Below are 19575 nucleotides of genomic sequence, written 5' to 3'. Positions count from 1 at the left end.
CGGATCCCGTTTCGTCTCGATGTCGCCGGGCGCGCGCTCAGCGGGGCGGCAAGGTCAGTTCCGTGCCGACATGCAGTCTCTCGGGAACCGGGTTGCCGTTGGCCGCTGCAATCGCCTTCCACCGCTCGCCATAGCCATAGGCCGACTTCGCGATGTCCCACAGCGTGTCACCCTTGACGACGACATGGCGCGTTTCGGCGGTGGTCGAGGGTGCGGGCTCGGGTGTTGAAGGCTCGGATGTTGAGGGCTGGGGCGCCGCAGCCTCGGGTGCCGCAGGTTGGGGCGCTGAAGGTTGGGGCGCTGCCGGCGCTGCGGGTTCGGCGGGTACGGGTGCCGGCGGTGTGGCAGGGGGCGCCGCAGGCACGGTCGCCGGCGAGGTCGCCGGAGACGGGTTTGCCGGAGATGGGGTTGCCGGAGACGGGGCCGTCGCTGCCGGGGCCGTCGCTGCGGGGGCCGTCGTCGCCGGGGTGCTCGCCGCCGGCGGAGCCGCGGGAGCCTGTTTTGCGGGGGGGACGTAATCAGCGGGCGTCAGGTCGGTGATGCGGCCCTCGGTATAGGGCGTGTAGGGATTGTGCGCACCGAGATAGGCTGCGACAGCCTCTTCGAGATTGGGGCCGAAGTCATAGGCATTCTTTGCATTGGTCGCAAAGATCTTGAAGCCGTCGCCGCCGCCGCGCACGTAATTGTTGGTGACGACACCGTAGGTCTTGGCGGGATCGATCGGAACGAAGGCGTTGCCCTCCTTCACTTCGACGGTGCTGATGCGGCTGCCGACCGGCTTCGACCGGTCGAAGGCGTATTTCATGCCCGCAACCTGCAGGAAGCGGCCACCGCCGTCGTCCACCTGGCTCACCGCATTCTCGAGCGCCGTCAGAAGGTCCGCGCCGGTCAGCTGGAAGGTGGCGATTGTGTTCTGGAACGGAAGCACGGTCAGCACTTCACCCATGGTCACCGGGCCTGCATCGATCGGTGCGCGCAGCCCGCCACCGTTCTGCAGCGCGATCGTGATGCCCTGATCCTTGACGCGGTCGAGCTGCGCATCGGCGAGCAGGTTGCCCATGCTGCATTCGCGCGCGCGGCAGATCTTCCGGTCGCCCTCGATGGGTCCGGAGGTCTCGCCGACAACCTTCTGCTTCAGCGTTTCGATCGGCGCCTTCAGGTCGTTGATGCGGGCCGTCAAGGCGGGATCGGGCTGGAACGCGCTGTCGATCAGGATCGGCTCGCCGGTGGCTTCCTTGACCACGCCGGCATCGTCGAAGACGATCCTGAGATCGCCGAGATAGCGCGAATACTGGAAGGCCTGGACCACCGGCACCTTGTGGCCGTCAGGGTTGTCGACCCAGGTCGGATAGGGGCCTTCTGCGCCTTCGACCGTGTTCGACAGCAAGGTGTGGGAGTGCCCGCCGACCACCACATCGACATCGGGGATCTTGGCGATGGCCGAGAGGTCGCGCGGGTAGCCGACATGGGTCAGCGCGATGATCTTGTTGACGCCCTGCGCCTTCAGCGCTGCGACGGCTTCGGTGATCTTTGCGACATCGTCGGCAATCGTGATGTTCGGCCCGGGATTGGCGATCTCGGGCGTGTCGTTGGTGACGGCGCCGACGATGCCGATCTTCTGGCCGCCCTTGTCGATGACGATCGACGGCTTGATGCGGTCGCCGATCTTGGCCGCCGCACTCGGCACGACATTGGCCGTCACGACGGGAAACTGCACCTTGTCGAGAAAGGTCGCGAGCACGTCGTCGCTGTCGTCGAATTCATGATTGCCGACGGTCATCGCGTCGAACTTCATGGCATTCAGCACCTCGGCTTCCGTCGCCCCCTTGTAGGTCGTGTAGAAGAGGGAGCCCTGGAAATTGTCACCGGCATTCAGCAAGAGCGTGTTCTTGCCGGCAGCTTCGAGCGCGCCGCGCGTCGTGTTGATGGCGGTGAGCAGGCGGGCGGCGCCGCCGAAACAGGCGCTCTTGGCTTCCTCCTCTGCAGAGCAGGTCGCATCGGACTTGTTGATCGCCTCGATGCGGGAATGGAAGTCGTTGATGTGAAGGATGTTCAGTTCGTAATCGGCAAAAGCGGCGCCTGTGGACAGGGCCAGCAGGGACGCAGCCATCAGGCCGGTCTGCAGGGTGCGGATCATCACGATCTCCTCTTTGTCGAACGCAGGCCCGCTGCCGGGGATCCGGCACCGGACAGCGGGATCGTTTCATCCCGCCGACGCGACATCAAGGAGAAAGAGCAAGGCCCGGCGAATTTTGCCGCCGGACGTGGTCACATCAGGCGCGACGCGACAGCGAGAACTGGGCGCCCGTATCCGTCGTGCAGTTGAGCTGCGAGGTCGTGACCATCGCGCAATTGACCTTCTGCTGCGTCTTGCGGACCATCGACGTCATGTTGATCTCGACCAGCTTCGGCGTGATGCTGACATAGCTTCCGGAGGCGAGCAGCTGGTTGGTGTCGGTCGTGCGGGTGGAGAATGTTCCGCTTGCAAACGTCGACACGATGCCGTTCGGATCGGCCCAGGTTCCCTCGACGCCCACCGGCATGGCCTGACTTCTCGGCATCTGGCTGACCTCGCGCGGGGCCGACTGGCACGAGGCAAGAGATGCAGCGACGGCGAGGGCGGTCATGATGGCTTTGGCGTTCATGGCAAGGTCTCCGTGATGCTCGGAACGATCGGAAGTGGAAAAACCATGACGTGATCGAACCCTGTTTGCAAGCGGCGCAAGGCCCTATCGGCAGCCTTCCGTTACACAAGCGCGCAGGCGCGGCTTTCGGGAGACAGTCGGACGGAGAGGCGCACGAAAAAGCCCGGAACGAGACCGCTCCGGGCTTTGGATTGTCTTTGGTTGCGGTTTACCGAACCAGAATGTTCTTGAACTGCCAGGGATCGCTCTCGTCGATCTCTTCCGGGAAGAGGCCCGGGCGGCCGTCGAGCGGAGTCCAGTCGGTGTAATGACCTTCGACCGGGCCGAGATACGGCGTCTGCACTTCGAGGCAGCGCTTGTAGTCGATCTCGTCGGCTTCCACGATGCCGGCCTTCGGGTTTTCGAGGGCCCAGACCATGCCGGCGAGAACGGCCGAGGTCACCTGCAGGCCGGTCGCGTTCTGGTAGGGCGCGATGCGGCGGGTTTCCTCGAGCGACAGGCGCGAACCGTACCAGTAGGCATTCTTGTCGTGGCCATAGAGCAAGACGCCGAGTTCGTCGACGCCGTCCACCAGTTCGTTCTCGTCGAGAACGTGGAGGACCGGCTGGGGCGTGCCGCCATTGCCGAACATCTCGTGCAGCGACAGCACGGCGTCGTTGGCCGGGTGATAGGCGTAGTGGCAGGTGGGACGGAAGGTGACCTCGTCGTCCTTGTCGCGCACCGTGAAGTAGTCGGCAATCGAGATCGACTCGTTATGCGTCACGAGAAAGCCGTACTGTGCGCCCGGGGTCGGGCACCAGGTGCGCACGCGGGTGTTGGCGCCGGGCTGTTCGAGGTAGATGGCGGCCTGGCAGCCCTTCTTGTGCTTCTTGGCATTCTTCGGCATCCAGTTTTCATGGGTGCCCCAGCCAAGTTCGGCCGGCTGCAGGCCTTCCGAGATGAAGCCTTCGACGGACCAGGTGTTCCAGAAGACGTTGAGCGGCTTCGGGTTCTTGGCGCGCTGCGTGTCGCGCTCGGCAATGTGGACGCCCTTGACGCCGACCTTCTTCATCAGCTTCGCCCAGCCTTCGCGGTCGTGCTGGTCGGGCTCGTCGAACTTGATGTCGAGGTCATGGGCGAGGTTCACCAGGGCCTGCTTGACGAACCAGGAGACCATGCCCGGGTTGGCGCCGCAGGTGGAAACGGCCGTCGTGCCGCCCGGGTTCTTCTTCTTCTCGTGGCGCATGGTTTCGCGCAGCGCGTAGTTGGTGCGCTCGGAGTTCTTCATGTTCTTGTCGAAATAGAAGCCGAGCCAAGGCTCGACGACCGTGTCGATATAGAGAACGTCGAGCTTGCGGCAGAGCTTGACGAGGTCGACCGAGCCGGTATCGACCGACAGGTTGACGCAGAAGCCCTGGCCGGATCCCGCCGTCAGGAGCGGCTTCAGCAGCTCCTTGTAGTTGTCCTTGGTGACGGCGGCCTTGATGTGCTTGACGCCATGCTTCTTCAGGATCTCCATGTCGGCCGCGTCTTCACGCGGGTCGATCACGACCATCCGGCTCTTGTCATAGGTGAAATGCCGTTCGATCAGCGGCAAGGTGCCGCGGCCGATGGAGCCGAAACCGATCATGACGATCGGGCCGGTGATTTCGCCGTAAACCGGATGAGAGGCTTCCGCCATGGGGTCTTCTCCTGAACGTTTTCTTTCGAGGCAAGCCGATCCGGGTTCGGTCGGCTCCAGGCAATCTGCGCGCCCTAGATCATAATTCGATGTCACAATAAAGGGCAGCGTCTTTCCAACACCCCTTAAATGAAGGCTTTGCCGGTGCCAAGAGCCTGTCGCACGGGCCGAGAGACAGCCGACCGTGCCAGCCGACCGTGCCGGCCGGACCATTCAGGATTCGACCAGCCGGGCGGGAATGAGACCACGCAGCGAATTGCCCATGAACAGGGTGCCCTTGCGGAGGTCGTCGAGCGTCAGGCGCTGGGTGCGCGCGCGGCGCGCGCAGATCAGCTCCGTTCGCAACACACCCGCAAGCAGACCGCAGGCGATCGGCGGCGTCTTGAGAAGGCCCGAGCCGTCATCGAGAAACAGCGAAGTGATGGTTCCCTCGCAGGGCTCGCCGCGTTCGTTGAGCAGCAGGATCTCGTCGGCGTCTCCGGCCGGCCATTCCGCGCGCGCGGCATCGTAGACGGCACGGCGGCTGGTCTTGTAGCGCAGTAGCGGGTCGGACGAGGCCAGCCGGGTTTCGGCCACGCGCAGGCGCCAGACGGTTCCGGCCGGCTGCGGCGTGAAGGGGACGACCGCGATCTCCAGCCGGCCGTCGCGAAACAGTTCCAGCCGGCCGCGGGCGGGGGCGATCGCCGGCGCAGCGGCGTCTTCCAGACGCGGCAGGAGATCCGGCGGCAGGGGAAAGCCGAGGCGTCGGGCAGACCGGGACAGGCGGGCGACGTGCAGCCGCAGACGCGGAATGCGCGTCTCGAGCGGCTGGTTGCCACCAGGGGATGGCTCGATGCGCCATGTCTCGATCAGCGAAAGCTCGGTCACGACGCAAGGCCGAGCGCAGGGGCTTCGTCGCCGAGCGCGAAGCGCGCCTTCAGCAGGCACTCGGCATATTCCGCCTCGGCGGTGGAATCATAGACGATGCCGCCCCCGACATTGAAGACGGCCTCGCCTGTCTCGAAGAGCGACAAGGTGCGGATGGCGACGCTGAACCGCATGTCGCCGTTCGGCGCGATAAAGCCGATGGCGCCGCAATAGGCGTCGCGCGGCCCGGTTTCCAGCCCGTGCAGGATCTCCATCGCCCGGATCTTGGGGGCGCCTGTCACCGAGCCGCAGGGAAAGAGGGCCCTGAAAATATCGGCGATGGCGACGCCGGGCACGAGTTTCGCGCGGATATGGCTGACCATCTGGTGCACGGTCGGGTAGGTCTCGATGTCGAAGAGACGGGACACGTCGAGCGTTCCGACCTCGGTGATCCGCGAAATGTCGTTGCGCAGGAGATCGACGATCATGCGGTTTTCGGCCTGGGTCTTGTCGTCGGCCAGCATCGCCGCGACGATCGCCGCGTCCTCGAGCGCGGACGCGCCGCGCGGGGCGGTTCCCTTCATCGGATGCGTCTCGATCGCGCCGTTCAGAACCTCAAAGAACAATTCCGGCGAGCGCGACAGAAGTGTCGGGCCGTCGAGCCTGACGAGTGCGCCGTAGCGCACCGGCTGGCGTTCGATCAGCGACCAGAAGGCGTCGAGCGGATCTCCGTTCCAGCGGGCGGAAATCGGCATCGTCAGGTTCGCCTGGTAGCAGTCGCCTTGGCGCAGGTGCCGGTGCAGCCTGTCGAAACGGTCGCGGTAGGTGGCAAAATCCCAGGCGGCGCGGGGCGCGGCCAGAAACGGCGTGTTGTCGCGCCGCCGGCGTGGCGCGGCCAGGGGATGGGCGGCGTCGGCCGGTCCGGAGAAGACGCCGAAAGAGAGGAACGGGGTTTCCCCACCCTCCTGCGCGAGCGCCGCCAGCCGTTCCTCGAACAGATAGCCGGTCTCGTAGGCCATGAACCCCGCCAGCCAGCGGCCTTGCGCCTTTGCTGCCTCCATGCGGGCCAGCGCCGGGAGGACCTCGGCGGCGGTGCGGGCGGTGATGACCTCCAGCGGCTCGGCAAAGAGCGTCACCGTGTGCGTCGTGTCGTCCCGGAAGAGAACAAAGGGGTCGGTCAGCACGGACGTTTGCGGCGTCATGGCGATCACGCGGCGTCCAGCGCTTCCAGCTCGTCGATCAGGCCTTCGATCATCGAGAGGCCTTTTTCCCAGAAAGCGGGGTCCGTGGCATCGAGGCCGAAGGGTGCGAGGAGTTCGCTGTGATGCTTGCTGCCGCCGGCCTTGAGCATCTCGAAGTATTTTTGCTGAAATCCGCCCTCGGCTTTTTCGTAGACGGCGTAGAGCGAGTTCACCAGGCAATCGCCGAAGGCATAGGCGTAGACGTAGAAGGGCGAATGGATGAAGTGAGGGATATAGGCCCAGTAGGTCTCGTAGCCCTCCGAGATCGCGATCGCCGGTCCGAGGCTGTCGGCCTGCACGGACAGCCAGAGCTGACCGATGGCCTCCGGCGTCAGTTCGCCGTTCTTGCGCGCCGTGTGCAGCTTGCGCTCGAATTCGTAGAAGGCGATCTGGCGCACGACCGTGTTGATCATGTCCTCGACCTTCTGGGCGAGCATCGCCTTGCGTTCGCGCCGGTCCGTCGTGCGCTCCAGGAGCGCGCGGAAGGTCAGCATCTCGCCGAAAACGGAGGCGGTTTCCGCGAGCGTCAGCGGCGTCGAGGCCATCAGGGCGCCCTGTCCGCCGGCCAGGACCTGGTGCACGCCGTGGCCGAGTTCGTGGGCCAGCGTCATCACGTCGCGCGGCTTGCCCATGTAGTTGACGAGCACATAGGGGTGCGCCGACGGCACGGTCGGATGCGCGAAGGCACCCGGCGCCTTGCCCGGCCGCACCGGCGCATCGATCCAGCCGCCGTCGAAGAAGCGCTGCGCGATGGCCGCCATCTCCGGATCGAAGGCAGCATAGGCCGACAGCACCGTCTCGCGCGCCTCGCTCCAGGGAATGACGTGGTTCGGCGCTTCCGGCAGCGGCGCGTTGCGGTCCCAGAAGTTCATCCGCTCCATGCCGAGCCAGTTCGCCTTCATCGCGTAGTAGCGGTGGGACAGGCGCGGATAGGCCGCGCGCACAGCTTCGGCCAGGGCATCGACGACCGCGCGCTCCACCCGGTTGGCCAAATGCCGGCTGTCCGCGATATCGGCAAAACCGCGCCAGCGGTCGGAGATCTCCTTGTCCTTGGCCAGCGTGTTGGTGATGAGCGCAAAGGTCCGGATATGCGCCTTGAACGTGGTGGCCAGCGCCTGCGCGGCCTTGCGGCGCGTTTCCGGGTCGCTCTCCTGGAGGAGGCTGAGCGTGCGCTCGAGTGGCAGTTCCGCGCCCTCCACGGTGAAGGTGAGTGCGGCCATGGTCTCGTCGAACAGGCGGTTGAACGCACCGGCTCCGGTCATGGACTTTTCGAGAAACAGCTGCTCCAGGCGGTCGTCCAGCTGGTAGGGCTTGTCCATCCGGAGGTCGGCAATCCAGGGGCGGTAATGCGCGGCGCGGGCATCGGCCGAAAGCGCGGCTTCGAGCACGGCGTCATCGATCCGGTTCATCTCCAGCGCGAAAAACAGAAGGCTGCTCGCATAGTCGGTCAGCTTGGCCTGGACATCGCCAAAGAATTTTCCGACCTCGGGATCGGACGTGTCCGTGTAGTAGGTCAGCCCGGCATAGGATCCGATCCGTCCCATGCGCTCTTCCAGCGCCTCGAATTCCTCCACGGCTTTTCCCAGGCCCTCGTCGCCGGTTTTGGTGGCGGCCTCCGCCAGGCGCCCCTTCCACTTCGCCTCGAATGCCAGGCATTCCGCGCCCGCCTGTTCCAGATCGTTCCGGAAGAGCTGAGACCCGGGTGCGGGATAGAGATCCTCGAGCCTCCAGGTCGGCAAATCGCCAAGAGCCGCGTCCGTCGCTGCGGAGACGGCCGCACTGGCGGCGGGCGCGGCGTCGGGCGGGCTCATGACGGGCTGGCTCATGACGGGCTGGGGGGCGATCGATGTCCGGGGGCAGAAGGTCATTGCGGTCACTCATTGGCTTCGGCGCACCGGGGCGGCCGGACATTTCGAGAGGTCGGCCAGAGGCCGGGAGAACGCGCTGCAGGGCACTGGCAAGGCCCGTCGCGGGGGCGAACCGTAACGTCGTCGATGGTTAAAATGCAAGTGTTTCGCCAAACACCGTGTTCAATCCTTTGTGCCAGGAATGGACGCTCAAGGTGGCGTGCATGATGGCGCGCCGACGACGTCAAGCGGGAGGTTCCATGGCAGCGCAGATACTCGTGATCGAGGACGATCCGGTCCAGCGTCGGATCCTGACAGGGATGATCGAGCGCCTCGGCCATATCGCCCATGTGGCGGAAAACGGGCGCGCGGGGCTCGAGCTCTTGCTGCGCCGCGGGGCGCGCATCGATGTCATCCTTCTCGATCTGATGATGCCGGAAATGGATGGCCATGCGGTTCTGGCGGCCCTGGCGGAGCGCCATATCTCGACGCCTGCGATCGTGCAGACCGGGCAGGGCGGCATCGAGACGGTGGTTCTCGCCATGCAGGCCGGTGCCTTCGATTTCGTCGTCAAGCCGGTGTCGCCGGAACGCCTGGCCGTCGCGCTCGGCAATGCGCTGAAGCAGTCCGGCCGTCCGACCCGCGCAGCCGGTCGACGCAGCCGCGGGGACGTCGTGCGGTTCGAGGATGTCGTGTCCGCCAGCGAGGCGATGATCCGCGTGCTCGAGCTCGCCAAGCGCGCTGCGCAGTCGAGCATTCCCGTGGTGCTCGAAGGCGAATCGGGTGTGGGCAAGGAAATGGTCGCCCGCGCCATCCAGTCCGGCAGCGACCGGGCCGGCAAGTCCTTCGTGACCGTCAATTGCGGGGCGATCCCGGCCAATCTGGTAGAAAGCATCCTGTTCGGCCATGAGAAGGGCGCCTTCACCGGCGCGACCGAAAAGCATGCCGGCAAGTTCGTCGAAGCGGATGGCGGCACGCTGTTCCTCGACGAGATCGGCGACCTGCCGCTCGCGGTTCAGGTCAAGCTGCTGCGGGCCGTTCAGCAGGGCGAAATCGAGACGGTGGGCGCGCGCATGCCGCAGAAGGTCGATGTGCGGCTGATCTCGGCGACCAACAAGGATCTCATCACCGAAGTGCGCGAGGGCCGGTTCCGGGAGGATCTCTACTACCGCCTCAACGTGTTTCCCATCGCCATTCCCGCGCTGCGCCGCCGCAAGGAAGACATTCCGCTGCTGGTGCGCAATTTCGTGGAGATCTTTTCCAGCGAACAGCGGCTGCCGAAGACGCTCACCGTCAGCCATGGGGCCATGGCCCTGCTGACGGCCTATGACTGGCCGGGCAATATCAGGGAGCTGGAAAGCGCCATCTATCGCGCCGTCGTCATGGCGGAACGCCCCGAACTCGACATTGCCGATTTTCCACAGCTTGCCGTCACCCTTCCCGAGGGTCATGCGCGGGGTGTCGTCCCGCATCTCTCACCCGAACCGTTCCGTTCCGGGGCATCGATCGCCGCGGTTGCCCATCACGGCATCGCGCCGCAGGGCACGCTGGCTGAGGGTCGGCCGGCACAGGGCGGGTCGGTGCAGGGTGGGTCGGTGCAGGGTGGGTCGTTCATCGCCCCATCCGAACGGCGGGCGTTGCGATCCGCCGAGACGGTCATTGTCGAGCAGGCCATTCCGAGCGTCGATGCCGGGGGCAACGTCCGCAAGCTGGCAGAGGTCGAGGAAGAGCTGATCCGCTTTGCGCTGAAGTTCTATCGCGGGCAGATGAGCCAGGTGGCGCGCAAGCTGGGCATCGGGCGCTCGACACTCTACCGCAAGCTCAAGGATTACGGCATCGACCCCGACGATCCGTTCTCCGAAGCCGCGTGAAATCCGCCCTGAAGCCGCCCCGAAGCTGTGCGAAAAAGCCGCCTGCCGGGACATTCTTGCCCCAAGCCTTCGTCAAATTCATTCGGTGTCGTTTAGACCTTGTTAGTGATCCGTTCACTATATTATAAGGATAAGTGACGACTGTGGCATAAATGCCATGCTGTCACCGTATTTGACAGTCAACTGGATGGCCGCAGGGAGCGGCGCGTTCGTCGACGGGGAAGAAGGTTTGCAGGATTTGTCGGGAATGATAACGCCTTTCGGCGCCAAAGTGCGCGACCTTTGCAGCCGTTGGGCCCGTCGCATGCCGCGCCTCCTCGGATCGCTGGTGATCGCCGCTTCCATGGTGACCCCTGGCATCGTGCCCGCCGTCGAAGCTGCCGGCCAGACCCGCACGCTCAAGATCTACTTCATTCATACCCGCGAGAAGGCCGAAATCACCTTCAAGCGCAACGGCCGCTATGATCCCAAGGGTCTCCAGCAGGTCAACAACATGCTGCGCGACTGGCGTCGCAACGAACCGACGAAAATGGACCCGCGTCTTCTCGACCTCATCTGGGAAGTCTACCAGAAGAGCGGGTCGCGCGACTACATCCACGTCGTTTCCGCCTATCGTTCGCCGGCCACCAACGGCATGCTGCGCTCGCGCACCAAGGGTGTCGCCAAGAAGAGCCAGCACATGCTCGGCAAGGCGATGGACTTCTATCTCCCCGACGTGAAGTTGAAGACGCTGCGCGAAATCGGCATGAAGTTCCAGGTCGGCGGCGTCGGCTACTACCCGACCTCCGGTTCGCCGTTCGTCCACATGGACGTCGGTGGCGTGCGCGCCTGGCCGCGCATGAGCCGCGGCGAACTCGTTCGCCTGTTCCCGGACGGAAAGACCATGCACCTTCCCTCCGACGGCTCGCCGCTTCCCGGCTATGAGCAGGCTGTGGCGGACTACAAGCGCCGCGTCGGATCCAGCGCCATCGAAGTGGCGGGCGGCGGCGCCAAGGGCGCGGGCGATCGCGACACGAAGCGGGGTGGCAAGAACCTCTTTGCCATGCTGTTTGGCAGCGGCGACGAGGACGAGGATGCAACCGCGATTGCAAGCGGTGCCGACAGCGACGATTCCGAAGCACCTTCCCAGGCTCCGGCCCGGACGACCAAGCCTGCCGCCGCTCCGGTCCAGCAGCCGGTTCTGGCCGGTGTCGAGGGCGCCGAAGACGCTCCCCTCGTTGCCGAGCAGACGCTCAAGGCGCCGGTTCCGCTCAACCGTCCTGCGTTCCAGGAAGCCGATACGTCCGTCCAGACGGCGCTTGTCGCGCCGCCGAGAAACGCCGCGCAGGATGCTCTTGCCGCAGCGCTCCCCGCGACACCGCCGGCGGGCGAGGAATTTGCCGATCTTCGGAGCTACAAGGTTCCCGTGCCTCTGGCGCGCCAGACCGATCCGCAGGGTAGCGAGGCCCTTCTTGCCAGCGCCGATCCCAATGCGATGACGGAAGATTCCGAGGCGCTCGGCTTCGTTCCCGTGCCCGCTCTTCGCCCGGCCGGAGAAGCCGCCCTGATGGCCGTCGCCCAGGCCGACGTTGCCGGTGCGCCGACGAGCATGGCGGCCGAGCCGCTTCCGACCCAGGTTCCGGCCCAGCTTCCGGCAACAACGGCACCCGCCGTGGTCGCGACCGCCCAGGCGCCTCGTGACAATGCAGCGGCTGCCCAGACCCGGGTCGCCCTTGCCGCCCCGACGGCCGGCAATCCTGGCGCCGGCAATCCTGGCGCCCTCAATTCTGGTGTAGTCCCGGCAGCCCGACCGGATGCGGTCGCATCGGTTCCGGCCCGTCCAACGCCGCCGGCGCAGGACGCAACCCGCATGGCTGCGGCACCGGTTCGCCCGTCGCCGCCGGTGGAACTCGCCTCCTATGCGCCGTCCCCATCGGCCGCGCCGCGCGATCCTTTCGGCAATGCCTTCGACGTTCCTGCCGAGGCGCCGGTCAAGGCTGCGCGTCCGAAAAAGGTCCAGGCGGATGCAGCGCATCGCTCTTCGGTGCGAACCGAGCCGAAGCTGACGCAAAAGATCATTGCGGAATGGGCACTGTCGACCAGCCGCATGGCGACGCTGTCGAAGCCGGTCAAGGCGCCGCGTTTCGTCTCCAGTTCGCTGCGCGCATCGCCGACCACCGTCTATTCCGCCGGGTTCACGACGGGCCCCTCGGCCCCGGACACGGCAAGATTCAGTGGGACCGCCGTCAACTTCATGGAAGTCAAACGGTTCAATTGACGCTGCGGACAGACGCCCGTCTCCGACATGCAAATATCGTCATTGTCACATCGATGCCCCGGGAAACCGGGGCATTTGTGTCTTTATACGGTAAAAACCCCTAGAAATAGATCTTTTGGTTGTGGCGCCGTGCCGAATTTGACAATGTCCCTGCAGACTTACAGCAAGTCGGCATTCGGAGTCCGTTATGGCCAGCACGCCGCTTTCGCCACTCTCGCCGTTGCGTTCGGAATGGCGCGATCTTCGCACCGTTCCTCGCCATCGCTATTTCACGTCCAATCCTGTGGTTGACCGCCTGCGGCGGGCGGTGCCTTTCGATCATATCGCGATCAGCGGTCTTGACCTCGAAGGATACCACATCGGTCGCGGGGCATCCGTGGATACGGACCTGCCGCCGGCCTATATCGAAGCCTATGATCGCGAGCGTCTCTACGAGATCGACCCTCTCATCGAGAAGCTGATGGCGGGCGAGCTCGTCACCGACGCCGAGATGTTTGCGACCCAGCCAAAGCCTGAACGCCTCGAGCAGGTGACGTCTGCCTTCAACATCCACAACCGGACGCTCGTTCCGGTCATGCGATCCTCCCTTGTCTACGGCGCGGTCATGTTCACCCGCCAGACGCCGTTCGACAGCGAGGAGATCGCCTTCCTGGCGCTGATCGCACCGTGCGTCCACGCAGCCGTGTCGCGGCCGCTGATGGAGCGCTTTGCTGCCGCGCATCTGCGGCTGTCGCGCGGCGAGGTCGCCTGTCTGATGCAGGCCAGTCACGGGCTGACAAGCGAAGGCATCGCACGGGTGACGGGCTATCAGAACGACACCGTCAACAGCTACATCAAATCTGCGATCAAGAAGCTCGGCGCAGCCAACCGCACCCATGCCATCGCCGATGCGATCCGCCGGAGCCTCATTCACTGAGGTTCGGCCCTTGGCCCCTGCCGGAGCCTTGCCTCCAGGCCGCACACGCAACGCGGCGTGTCGGTTGCGACGCGCGGCGTTGGTCTGCTTTCCCGCTTCGCCGCCTGGCTTGGTACGCCATGCCAGCGCGGCCTTCTCGGTCCAAGGGCTCGCGTCTTTCGCGATGGCCCCACCGGCGTGAACCTGTCGCGCAGCGATGATGCATGTCGTTTCCCGAAAATGTGCAGCGGTTTCGGGAAGCGGCATGCATCCAAGAAAGAACTTCAAGCGCGTTGCGTGCATCCTTTTTTCCACAACGCGCTTCAGGTCTCCGACGCTTCCCACACCCGAACGTCAGGCCATGGCCGACGCCACACTGCCGATTGCGGTCGGGGTGCAACGCGGCGTTAACCGTCAAGTAAAGGAATTCCGCTAAAACAGGGATGGCTAAATTTGCGCCACCTTGCGGAAGCCGAGATGATGACGGTTCCGACTGCGGATGAAGACCCACGGTTCCCTCGGTCTCTTTGATCCCGACAATCCTGACCCTGACAAACGCGACCCGTCCGGCACGGGCCCCCCGTCTCAACTGTTAACGCAACCTTGAATTGCGGTCTGAATATTATAAACCCTGAAATACCTGTCCTAAAAAAGCCCTTGGCAGATCGATGTCCCGCAGGCGCCTCGACATGCTGACAACCGATTAAGGAATTTGAGATGAAAAGACCGTCAATCAAGGGTTCTCTGGTGGCGATCTTCGCCGTCGTCGCCCTGATCTTCCTGGGATTTGCAGGATTCGCCATGAATCGCATGTCGTCATTGAATGACGGCACGCGCGAGATCACGACCAACTGGATGCCGAGTGCCCAGATTTCGTCCCAGATCGCGTTGGATGCCGCTGGACTGCGGCTCATCATCAGGGATCACGTCATTGCGGAAGACCCCGCCGTCATGGCCGATATTGCGAAAGCGCTGGATGCGCAGATCGAGGTCACCCGGAGAGACATAACGTCCTACGAAGCGGTCATCGCGTCGGAAAAGGAGCGTGGCCTCTACACCAAGGTGAAGACCGCGGTGGGTGACTATATTTCCGCTCTGCCGAAGGCGCTGCAATTGTCCGCGGCCGGACAGAACGCCGCTGTTCGCGCCTATCTGCAGGAGTTAACCCCTGTGACGGACAGGATCGTCGACACCACGCGCGACCTTCTGGAGTTCAACAATCAGGGTGGCCAGGCCGCGACTGAGGCGGGGCAGGCAAACTTCGAGTTGTCCCGGTTGATATCGCTTGCCATGTCGGTAAGCATCCTGATGCTTCTGGGCGGCGCCACGGCCTTTGCCATGATGGGCATATCCAAGCCGATCATGGTGATCACCCAGTCGATGACGACGCTTGCTTCCGGCGATACAGCGAAGGAAATTCCGTTCAACGGCCGCGCTGACGAGATCGGCTCGATGGCAGCGGCTGTCGAGGTCTTCCGCCAGACAGCGCTCGCCAAGATGGAATCCGATCGCCTGATCGAGGCCAATCGCTCGCAGTCGGAGAAAGACCGCATGGCGCAGGAAGCCGCAGACCGTGCGCGTGCGGAAGCGATGGCCCAGGCGACCACGGGCCTGGCCTCGGGCCTCAGATCGCTTTCGGCAGGCGATCTGACGGTGCAGATCTCCGAGAGCTTCGCGGCCGATTTCGAATCGCTGCGGGCCGACTTCAACGCCGCCGTTGGTCAGTTGTCCAAGACCCTGCGCGCCGTGGCCGATGCGACGGGCGCCATCGACAATGGCAGCCGCGAGGTCAGCGCCAGTGCCGATGATCTTTCCAAGCGGACCGAGCAGCAGGCGGCCTCTCTCGAAGAAACGGCCGCAGCCCTGGACGAGATTACTGTCAACGTCGCGAATTCCTCCAAACGCGCCGACGAGGCCCGAAAGATCGCCGTTCTGGCCAATGAAAGTGCGGCCCAGTCGGGCAAGGTCGTCGCCGATGCTGTCGATGCCATGCATAAGATCGAGCAGTCCTCCAACGAGATTTCCAACATCATCGGCGTGATCGACGAGATCGCTTTCCAGACCAATCTTCTGGCGCTGAATGCCGGTGTCGAGGCTGCACGGGCAGGCGAGGCAGGAAAAGGCTTTGCCGTCGTCGCGCAGGAGGTCCGGGAACTGGCACAGCGCTCGGCGAAGGCCGCCAAGGAGATCAAGGACCTGATCCGGAATTCATCGTTGGAAGTGCAGAATGGTGTCAGGCTGGTGAGCGCGACCGGCGAAGAACTGAAGACGATCGAGTCCTATATCGTCACCGTCAACCAGCACATGGACTCGATTGCAACATCCGCAAGGGAACAGTCCGTCGGGCTCAGCGAGGTCAACACCGCCGTCAACCAGATGGACCAGGTGACCCAGCAGAACGCGGCCATGGTCGAAGAGACCAGTGCGGCGGGCGCAAGTCTCGCCACGGAAAGCGGACGCCTGCGCGAGCTGATTTCCCAGTTCCAGCTGGGAGGCGCATTGCGTCAGACCGCTGCCGTCATGGCGGCGGGTGCGGCGCATCGCCCGGTCGCGTCACCCGTCAGAAAGCTGGCGGCGAAGGTCGCAACGGCTTTTTCCGGAAACGCCGCCGTCAGCGAAGCCTGGGAGGACTTTTGATGCGCCCTTGGCATTCCTGCGCAGCTGAGGAAAGGGTGCAGCGAGACCCCGGCGCATGTGGCGGGATGCAGGCACGCGAACCGGGGATCCCGTCATTCGCGTCTCGATCTGCGCGGGGGTCTCCTTAACGTCAGAGAAGACCCGCATTTCTCGGATGACCGCGTGCTGCCATTCCTCACGGCGGCACGCGGTCCCGTTCCGGGTCATTCCATGCCGAGAGCGGCCATGTAGGTCTGGAGGATCGTTTCTTCCTCGATCCGCTCGTTTGCATCCTTCTTGCGCAGGCGGATGATCGTGCGGATGGCCTTGGTGTCGTAGCCGCGGCCCTTGGCCTCGCCCATCACGTCCTTGATATCGTCGTTTTCAACCATTCTGAAATTAAGCCTACCAAGTATCCGCCGACTAGGCGGATTCCATATGTCTTTAGATAAGCCTGATGAGGCCATGACTACTACTACGGTGTCATCAGGCTTATCTAAACCAAAGTAGTGTCGGGCGTAGCCCGTCAGTTCGGCGCAGCCGTTGGACCCCTGCCGGAAGGCAGGGGCCTACTCGATTGGCATCAAGAAGAAGGTGAGTTGCTGGCTACGCCGACTCATGGGTGGTGGCGCAGGCGCTGACTAACGCAGTGAGGCGAGAGTAGCGGTAACAGCCGCGATTTGAAACGCATGGTTTCGTTAAGAGCGCCGAAAATGGTACCCCTCTCCGGCGCGAATCGATGTTATTTGAAGTTTAGTACGCCCGTATGGTAGTTGCGATCCTTCACGACTGGGCAACGTGCTTTGACCGAGGAGCTCTGCTTCCGTGTTATGGAGAGAAGTATGAGTGCATTGCTCCATGCTTCCTTACAGACGTCTGCTATCATTCATCACGCGCCCACGGCGGACAACTGGCAAAGCTGGTGAAGCGATCTGCGATCAAGCGGACAAGCGATTTGGGTATCACAGTCAGGGCTACGGCCCATCAGTCAATCAGTTCGCTCGTCATCATAAGACCCAGTCACAAAATTCGTGCGGATGCCCCAGCCATCTGCTGCACTTGGCGGAAGAAAACCTACGCCACGCTTAGCGTAGTACCGGACGAGTTTTTCCACACTCGCGATGCCGGCCACGCCCTTTTCGATCATATAGACAGTGCGCGGGCTGATGCCGGAATCTTCGGCGACCTCGGCCTGGGTCTGACCAAGGACTAGTCGAGCGACAGCAAGCATTCGTGACGGCGGCCTCATAGAGCTTTGGTGTCATCAAACGCTTCTTTCCGCAAACAAATGTTGACAATTGCGATGGGATCGCAAAAAAAAGCATATCAGCAGCAAAATATTGCGACTGATTCGCCATTCGACTTAATATCGATTTCTGCGAATCAGAATGAAAGAGATTGATGATGTTTCCGTACCTGAAAGCGGACAATGCGCGTAGACTCGCCTGCGTTATGCGCTGGATTGAGGCTGGAGTTCGCCCGTCGCTGACAGTTGTTGCAGCTTCAATCCTAGGCGTCTTCCGGTTGTTTTCATGCAGGACAGCCTGCCGGTCAGGGTACGTATTTGACCCATCCAACTCTGGACGACGATTGTGAAATCATTACCAGTCAGCATATCTACATGGGCACGGAAGTGGGTATCGCTCGAACAGGTAAGCGTTCTTGTCATCTTGGACGTCCGGCCGAGAGCTGAAACGAATGAACCCAACAACTCCTTCGATCCTCAAAGCTACCTGTCCCGCGTTGCTGGTTGATGGCGCCATCCCGATGCGTGGACGTGCCACCGCACCACATGTCCAAGCATCGCTGCGGCTTCTTCGCCGCATTGCCCAATAAATGCTCTCAAGGGATCATCCTGTGATGAACGGATCGCCATCATTGAACCGCCATTTCCAACGTCGCCAGAAGGCTGCAATCGCCGGACTGCACTTGCCGACGATCGAAGAATTGCTACGAGGGATGGCGTTCTTCCGCGATGACATGGTTGAAGACATCCGCGAATATTCCGGACGACTGTCCGCGAGCGTCAAGAAGCGTAACGGGGCTGGACTCAAGCTTCTTTCTGCCAGCTTGGACATGCTCAATCTCGATCCGAGTGAAGATGGTGTGCTTGCGGTTGAGGTTGCTCTTGATCACAGCGATAAAGCCGAGCGATTGCCCATCGATCAATGCCGCATGCGGTGCCGTTTCTATCGGGCGGTATTTGGGAACGGCCAAGCGACAGCTCTGGTAGCTGGCGAAATCGCGCATCTTGCGTCTGAGGATCTTGGGTCGGGAAGGGGGAATGAACTACTTTCAAGGTCTCTAGGCTGGGCGCTGCAATCCCGTGCTCTCGATCGGCGACAGCGGCTTGGCATTTCCGTTCAAGGATATCCTGATTGGTTCTTGCCAGAGATTAGGACGTACGAAGTCCACTTCAGTAAAGCGATCACAAAAGCTGCGGGCAACGAGTCTGAAGCCCTTGAGTCAGCATTGGATGTCCTTGGGGTAGCCAACTGTGAAAAGAAGTCGTTGGAAGGTCTCGAGCGCCCTTGCGACGGTGTGGTCGTTTTCGGCGGCGTTGGAAATGAGGGGACGGCTGACGGTAAGCGAGTGGCAAGGGAGTTCGCGAAGTTGAGCCAACGTCCGTTGCCGCTGTCAGCCACACCAGAGCTGACCGGAATCCGATCGCGACTGGTTGCGGAGTTCCCGCATGCCGCAGCGGTTACTGACAAATTGCTACAAGACCTGAGCGGTCGGTCGACCGTCCACATGCGGCCGGTCATTTTTCTTGGATCACCCGGAAGTGGAAAGACTCGCTACGCCCGGCGATTGTCTGAGGAGCTGGGTACGCGCTACAACCTCGTTTCCTGCGGGGGATTGAGTGACAGTGCCATTGGCGGAACAGCTCGGCGATGGTCGTCGGGCGAACCTAGCCTGCCGATCATGGCGGTGTGCCAACATGGATGCGCCAACCCGATTGTCATTCTCGATGAGATCGAGAAGATCGGAACCAGTCGACATAATGGCAACGTTCACGATGTACTGATCGGACTTTTGGAGCTAGAGACGTCTGAGCGCTGGCACGACCCCTATCTTCAGGCCAACTGTGATTTGTCCCACGTATCCTGGTTGATGACTGCAAACTCGATCGAGCCAATCCCGAGCGCTCTGCGGGACAGGTGCCGGATCCTGCGTTTCCCAGATCCGGAAGCTGACCAGTTAGCCGTCTTCTCTGCGCGTATTCTCGAGCGGCTGTACATCGAAGCGGGTCACGATCCCCGCTGGGCAACACCGCTTGAACAATTTGAGCTGGATGCGTTAGCGGACGTTTGGACAGGTGGTTCGCTTCGAAGGCTGGAACGTCTTGTGGAGGGATTGCGGGAGGCGCGCGAACGCGCAAGGCAGCAACATTGAGACTCTTCGAAGGCTGCCTACTCTTTTTGGCAACGGTCGATGCCAGCAACGACGATGTGTCGGCGCGCATCCCCAAAACGCTGGCCGCCGCCAAGGGCGAAGGCGGGCTGAAGCCGGGCACTAAAAACTCTTGACGAGCAATCGCCGAGCACTCTGCGTGAGCCGCGTCGTCGTGCGCGGAGCCCTAGGAAGAGCTTTTCGTAGGAGTTGAGATTAAAAGAAAAGGCTGGTTAGGGGCCGCAGGCGGACTGTCAGCTTTTGCTGGGGGTCTTTCAAAAGTAGACATGAGATTCCGACTTCA

Annotated in this window: 14 protein-coding genes; 6 read left to right on the top strand and 8 right to left on the bottom strand. The window is 62.8% G+C overall.

Features of this window, described 5'->3' with window-relative positions:
• Positions 1 to 37: 37 nt before the first annotated feature.
• The 6 genes from ASG03_RS08775 to ASG03_RS08750 all read right to left on the bottom strand — a co-directional run bounded on the left by ASG03_RS08775 (position 38) and on the right by ASG03_RS08750 (position 8203).
• Positions 38 to 2137 (bottom strand): 5'-nucleotidase C-terminal domain-containing protein, encoded by a 2100-nt coding sequence (locus ASG03_RS08775; protein WP_062693296.1) that lies wholly within the window; start codon positions 2135 to 2137, stop codon positions 38 to 40.
• A gap of 136 nt (positions 2138 to 2273) precedes the next feature.
• Entirely contained in the window at positions 2274 to 2645 is a 372-nt protein-coding gene (gene omp10 / locus ASG03_RS08770; protein WP_062475219.1) for an outer membrane lipoprotein Omp10, read from the bottom strand.
• Positions 2646 to 2853: 208 nt separating this feature from the next.
• Complete coding sequence (locus tag ASG03_RS08765; RefSeq protein WP_062475216.1) at positions 2854 to 4305, bottom strand: homospermidine synthase; 1452 nt, start codon at positions 4303 to 4305, stop codon at positions 2854 to 2856.
• Between the two features lie 213 nt (positions 4306 to 4518).
• Positions 4519 to 5172, bottom strand: coding sequence for an aminotransferase class IV family protein (locus tag ASG03_RS08760; protein WP_062693295.1), 654 nt, complete (start codon positions 5170 to 5172; stop codon positions 4519 to 4521).
• Positions 5169 to 6353, bottom strand: coding sequence for an aminodeoxychorismate synthase component I (locus ASG03_RS08755; RefSeq protein ID WP_062693429.1), 1185 nt, complete (start codon positions 6351 to 6353; stop codon positions 5169 to 5171). The genes ASG03_RS08760 and ASG03_RS08755 overlap by 4 nt, the downstream gene beginning before the upstream one ends.
• A 5-nt stretch (positions 6354 to 6358) precedes the next feature.
• The gene (locus ASG03_RS08750) at positions 6359 to 8203 is read right to left on the bottom strand and encodes a M3 family oligoendopeptidase (RefSeq protein ID WP_062693428.1); all 1845 of its coding nucleotides are present in this window, start codon (positions 8201 to 8203) and stop codon (positions 6359 to 6361) included.
• A 296-nt stretch (positions 8204 to 8499) separates the two neighbouring features.
• On the opposite strand from ASG03_RS08750, the gene ASG03_RS08745 reads away from it, so the two are divergent.
• The 4 genes from ASG03_RS08745 to ASG03_RS08730 all read left to right on the top strand — a co-directional run bounded on the left by ASG03_RS08745 (position 8500) and on the right by ASG03_RS08730 (position 15899).
• The gene (locus tag ASG03_RS08745; RefSeq protein ID WP_062693294.1) at positions 8500 to 10110 is read left to right on the top strand and encodes a sigma-54-dependent transcriptional regulator; all 1611 of its coding nucleotides are present in this window, start codon (positions 8500 to 8502) and stop codon (positions 10108 to 10110) included.
• Between the two features lie 229 nt (positions 10111 to 10339).
• Complete coding sequence (locus ASG03_RS08740; RefSeq protein WP_062475805.1) at positions 10340 to 12367, top strand: DUF882 domain-containing protein; 2028 nt, start codon at positions 10340 to 10342, stop codon at positions 12365 to 12367.
• Between the two features lie 187 nt (positions 12368 to 12554).
• On the top strand, positions 12555 to 13283 hold the full coding sequence (locus ASG03_RS08735; protein WP_062475209.1) for a helix-turn-helix transcriptional regulator: 729 nt from the start codon (positions 12555 to 12557) through the stop codon (positions 13281 to 13283).
• A 696-nt stretch (positions 13284 to 13979) separates the two neighbouring features.
• Entirely contained in the window at positions 13980 to 15899 is a 1920-nt protein-coding gene (locus tag ASG03_RS08730) for a methyl-accepting chemotaxis protein (protein WP_062693293.1), read from the top strand.
• Between the two features lie 203 nt (positions 15900 to 16102).
• On the opposite strand, the gene ASG03_RS08725 is transcribed toward ASG03_RS08730, so the two are convergent.
• A complete protein-coding gene (locus ASG03_RS08725) occupies positions 16103 to 16345 on the bottom strand; it encodes a DUF2312 domain-containing protein (RefSeq protein WP_110730163.1) in 243 nt (80 codons plus the stop codon).
• A gap of 521 nt (positions 16346 to 16866) precedes the next feature.
• Positions 16867 to 17109, bottom strand: a complete 243-nt coding sequence (locus tag ASG03_RS08720; RefSeq protein ID WP_062693292.1) for a helix-turn-helix domain-containing protein — start codon at positions 17107 to 17109, stop codon at positions 16867 to 16869.
• A gap of 629 nt (positions 17110 to 17738) precedes the next feature.
• Between ASG03_RS08720 and ASG03_RS21020 the strand changes: the two genes are divergently transcribed.
• Complete coding sequence (locus tag ASG03_RS21020) at positions 17739 to 19274, top strand: AAA family ATPase (RefSeq protein ID WP_162241369.1); 1536 nt, start codon at positions 17739 to 17741, stop codon at positions 19272 to 19274.
• Complete coding sequence (locus ASG03_RS21420) at positions 19271 to 19408, top strand: hypothetical protein (RefSeq protein ID WP_156381775.1); 138 nt, start codon at positions 19271 to 19273, stop codon at positions 19406 to 19408. Before ASG03_RS21020 ends, ASG03_RS21420 begins: the two co-directional genes overlap by 4 nt.
• Positions 19409 to 19575 lie beyond the last annotated feature (167 nt).

The sequence above is a fragment of the Rhizobium sp. Leaf341 genome (assembly GCF_001424325.1).
In the GTDB taxonomy this organism is placed as follows: domain Bacteria; phylum Pseudomonadota; class Alphaproteobacteria; order Rhizobiales; family Rhizobiaceae; genus Ferranicluibacter.
This window is presented reverse-complemented; position numbering and strand designations above follow the sequence as displayed.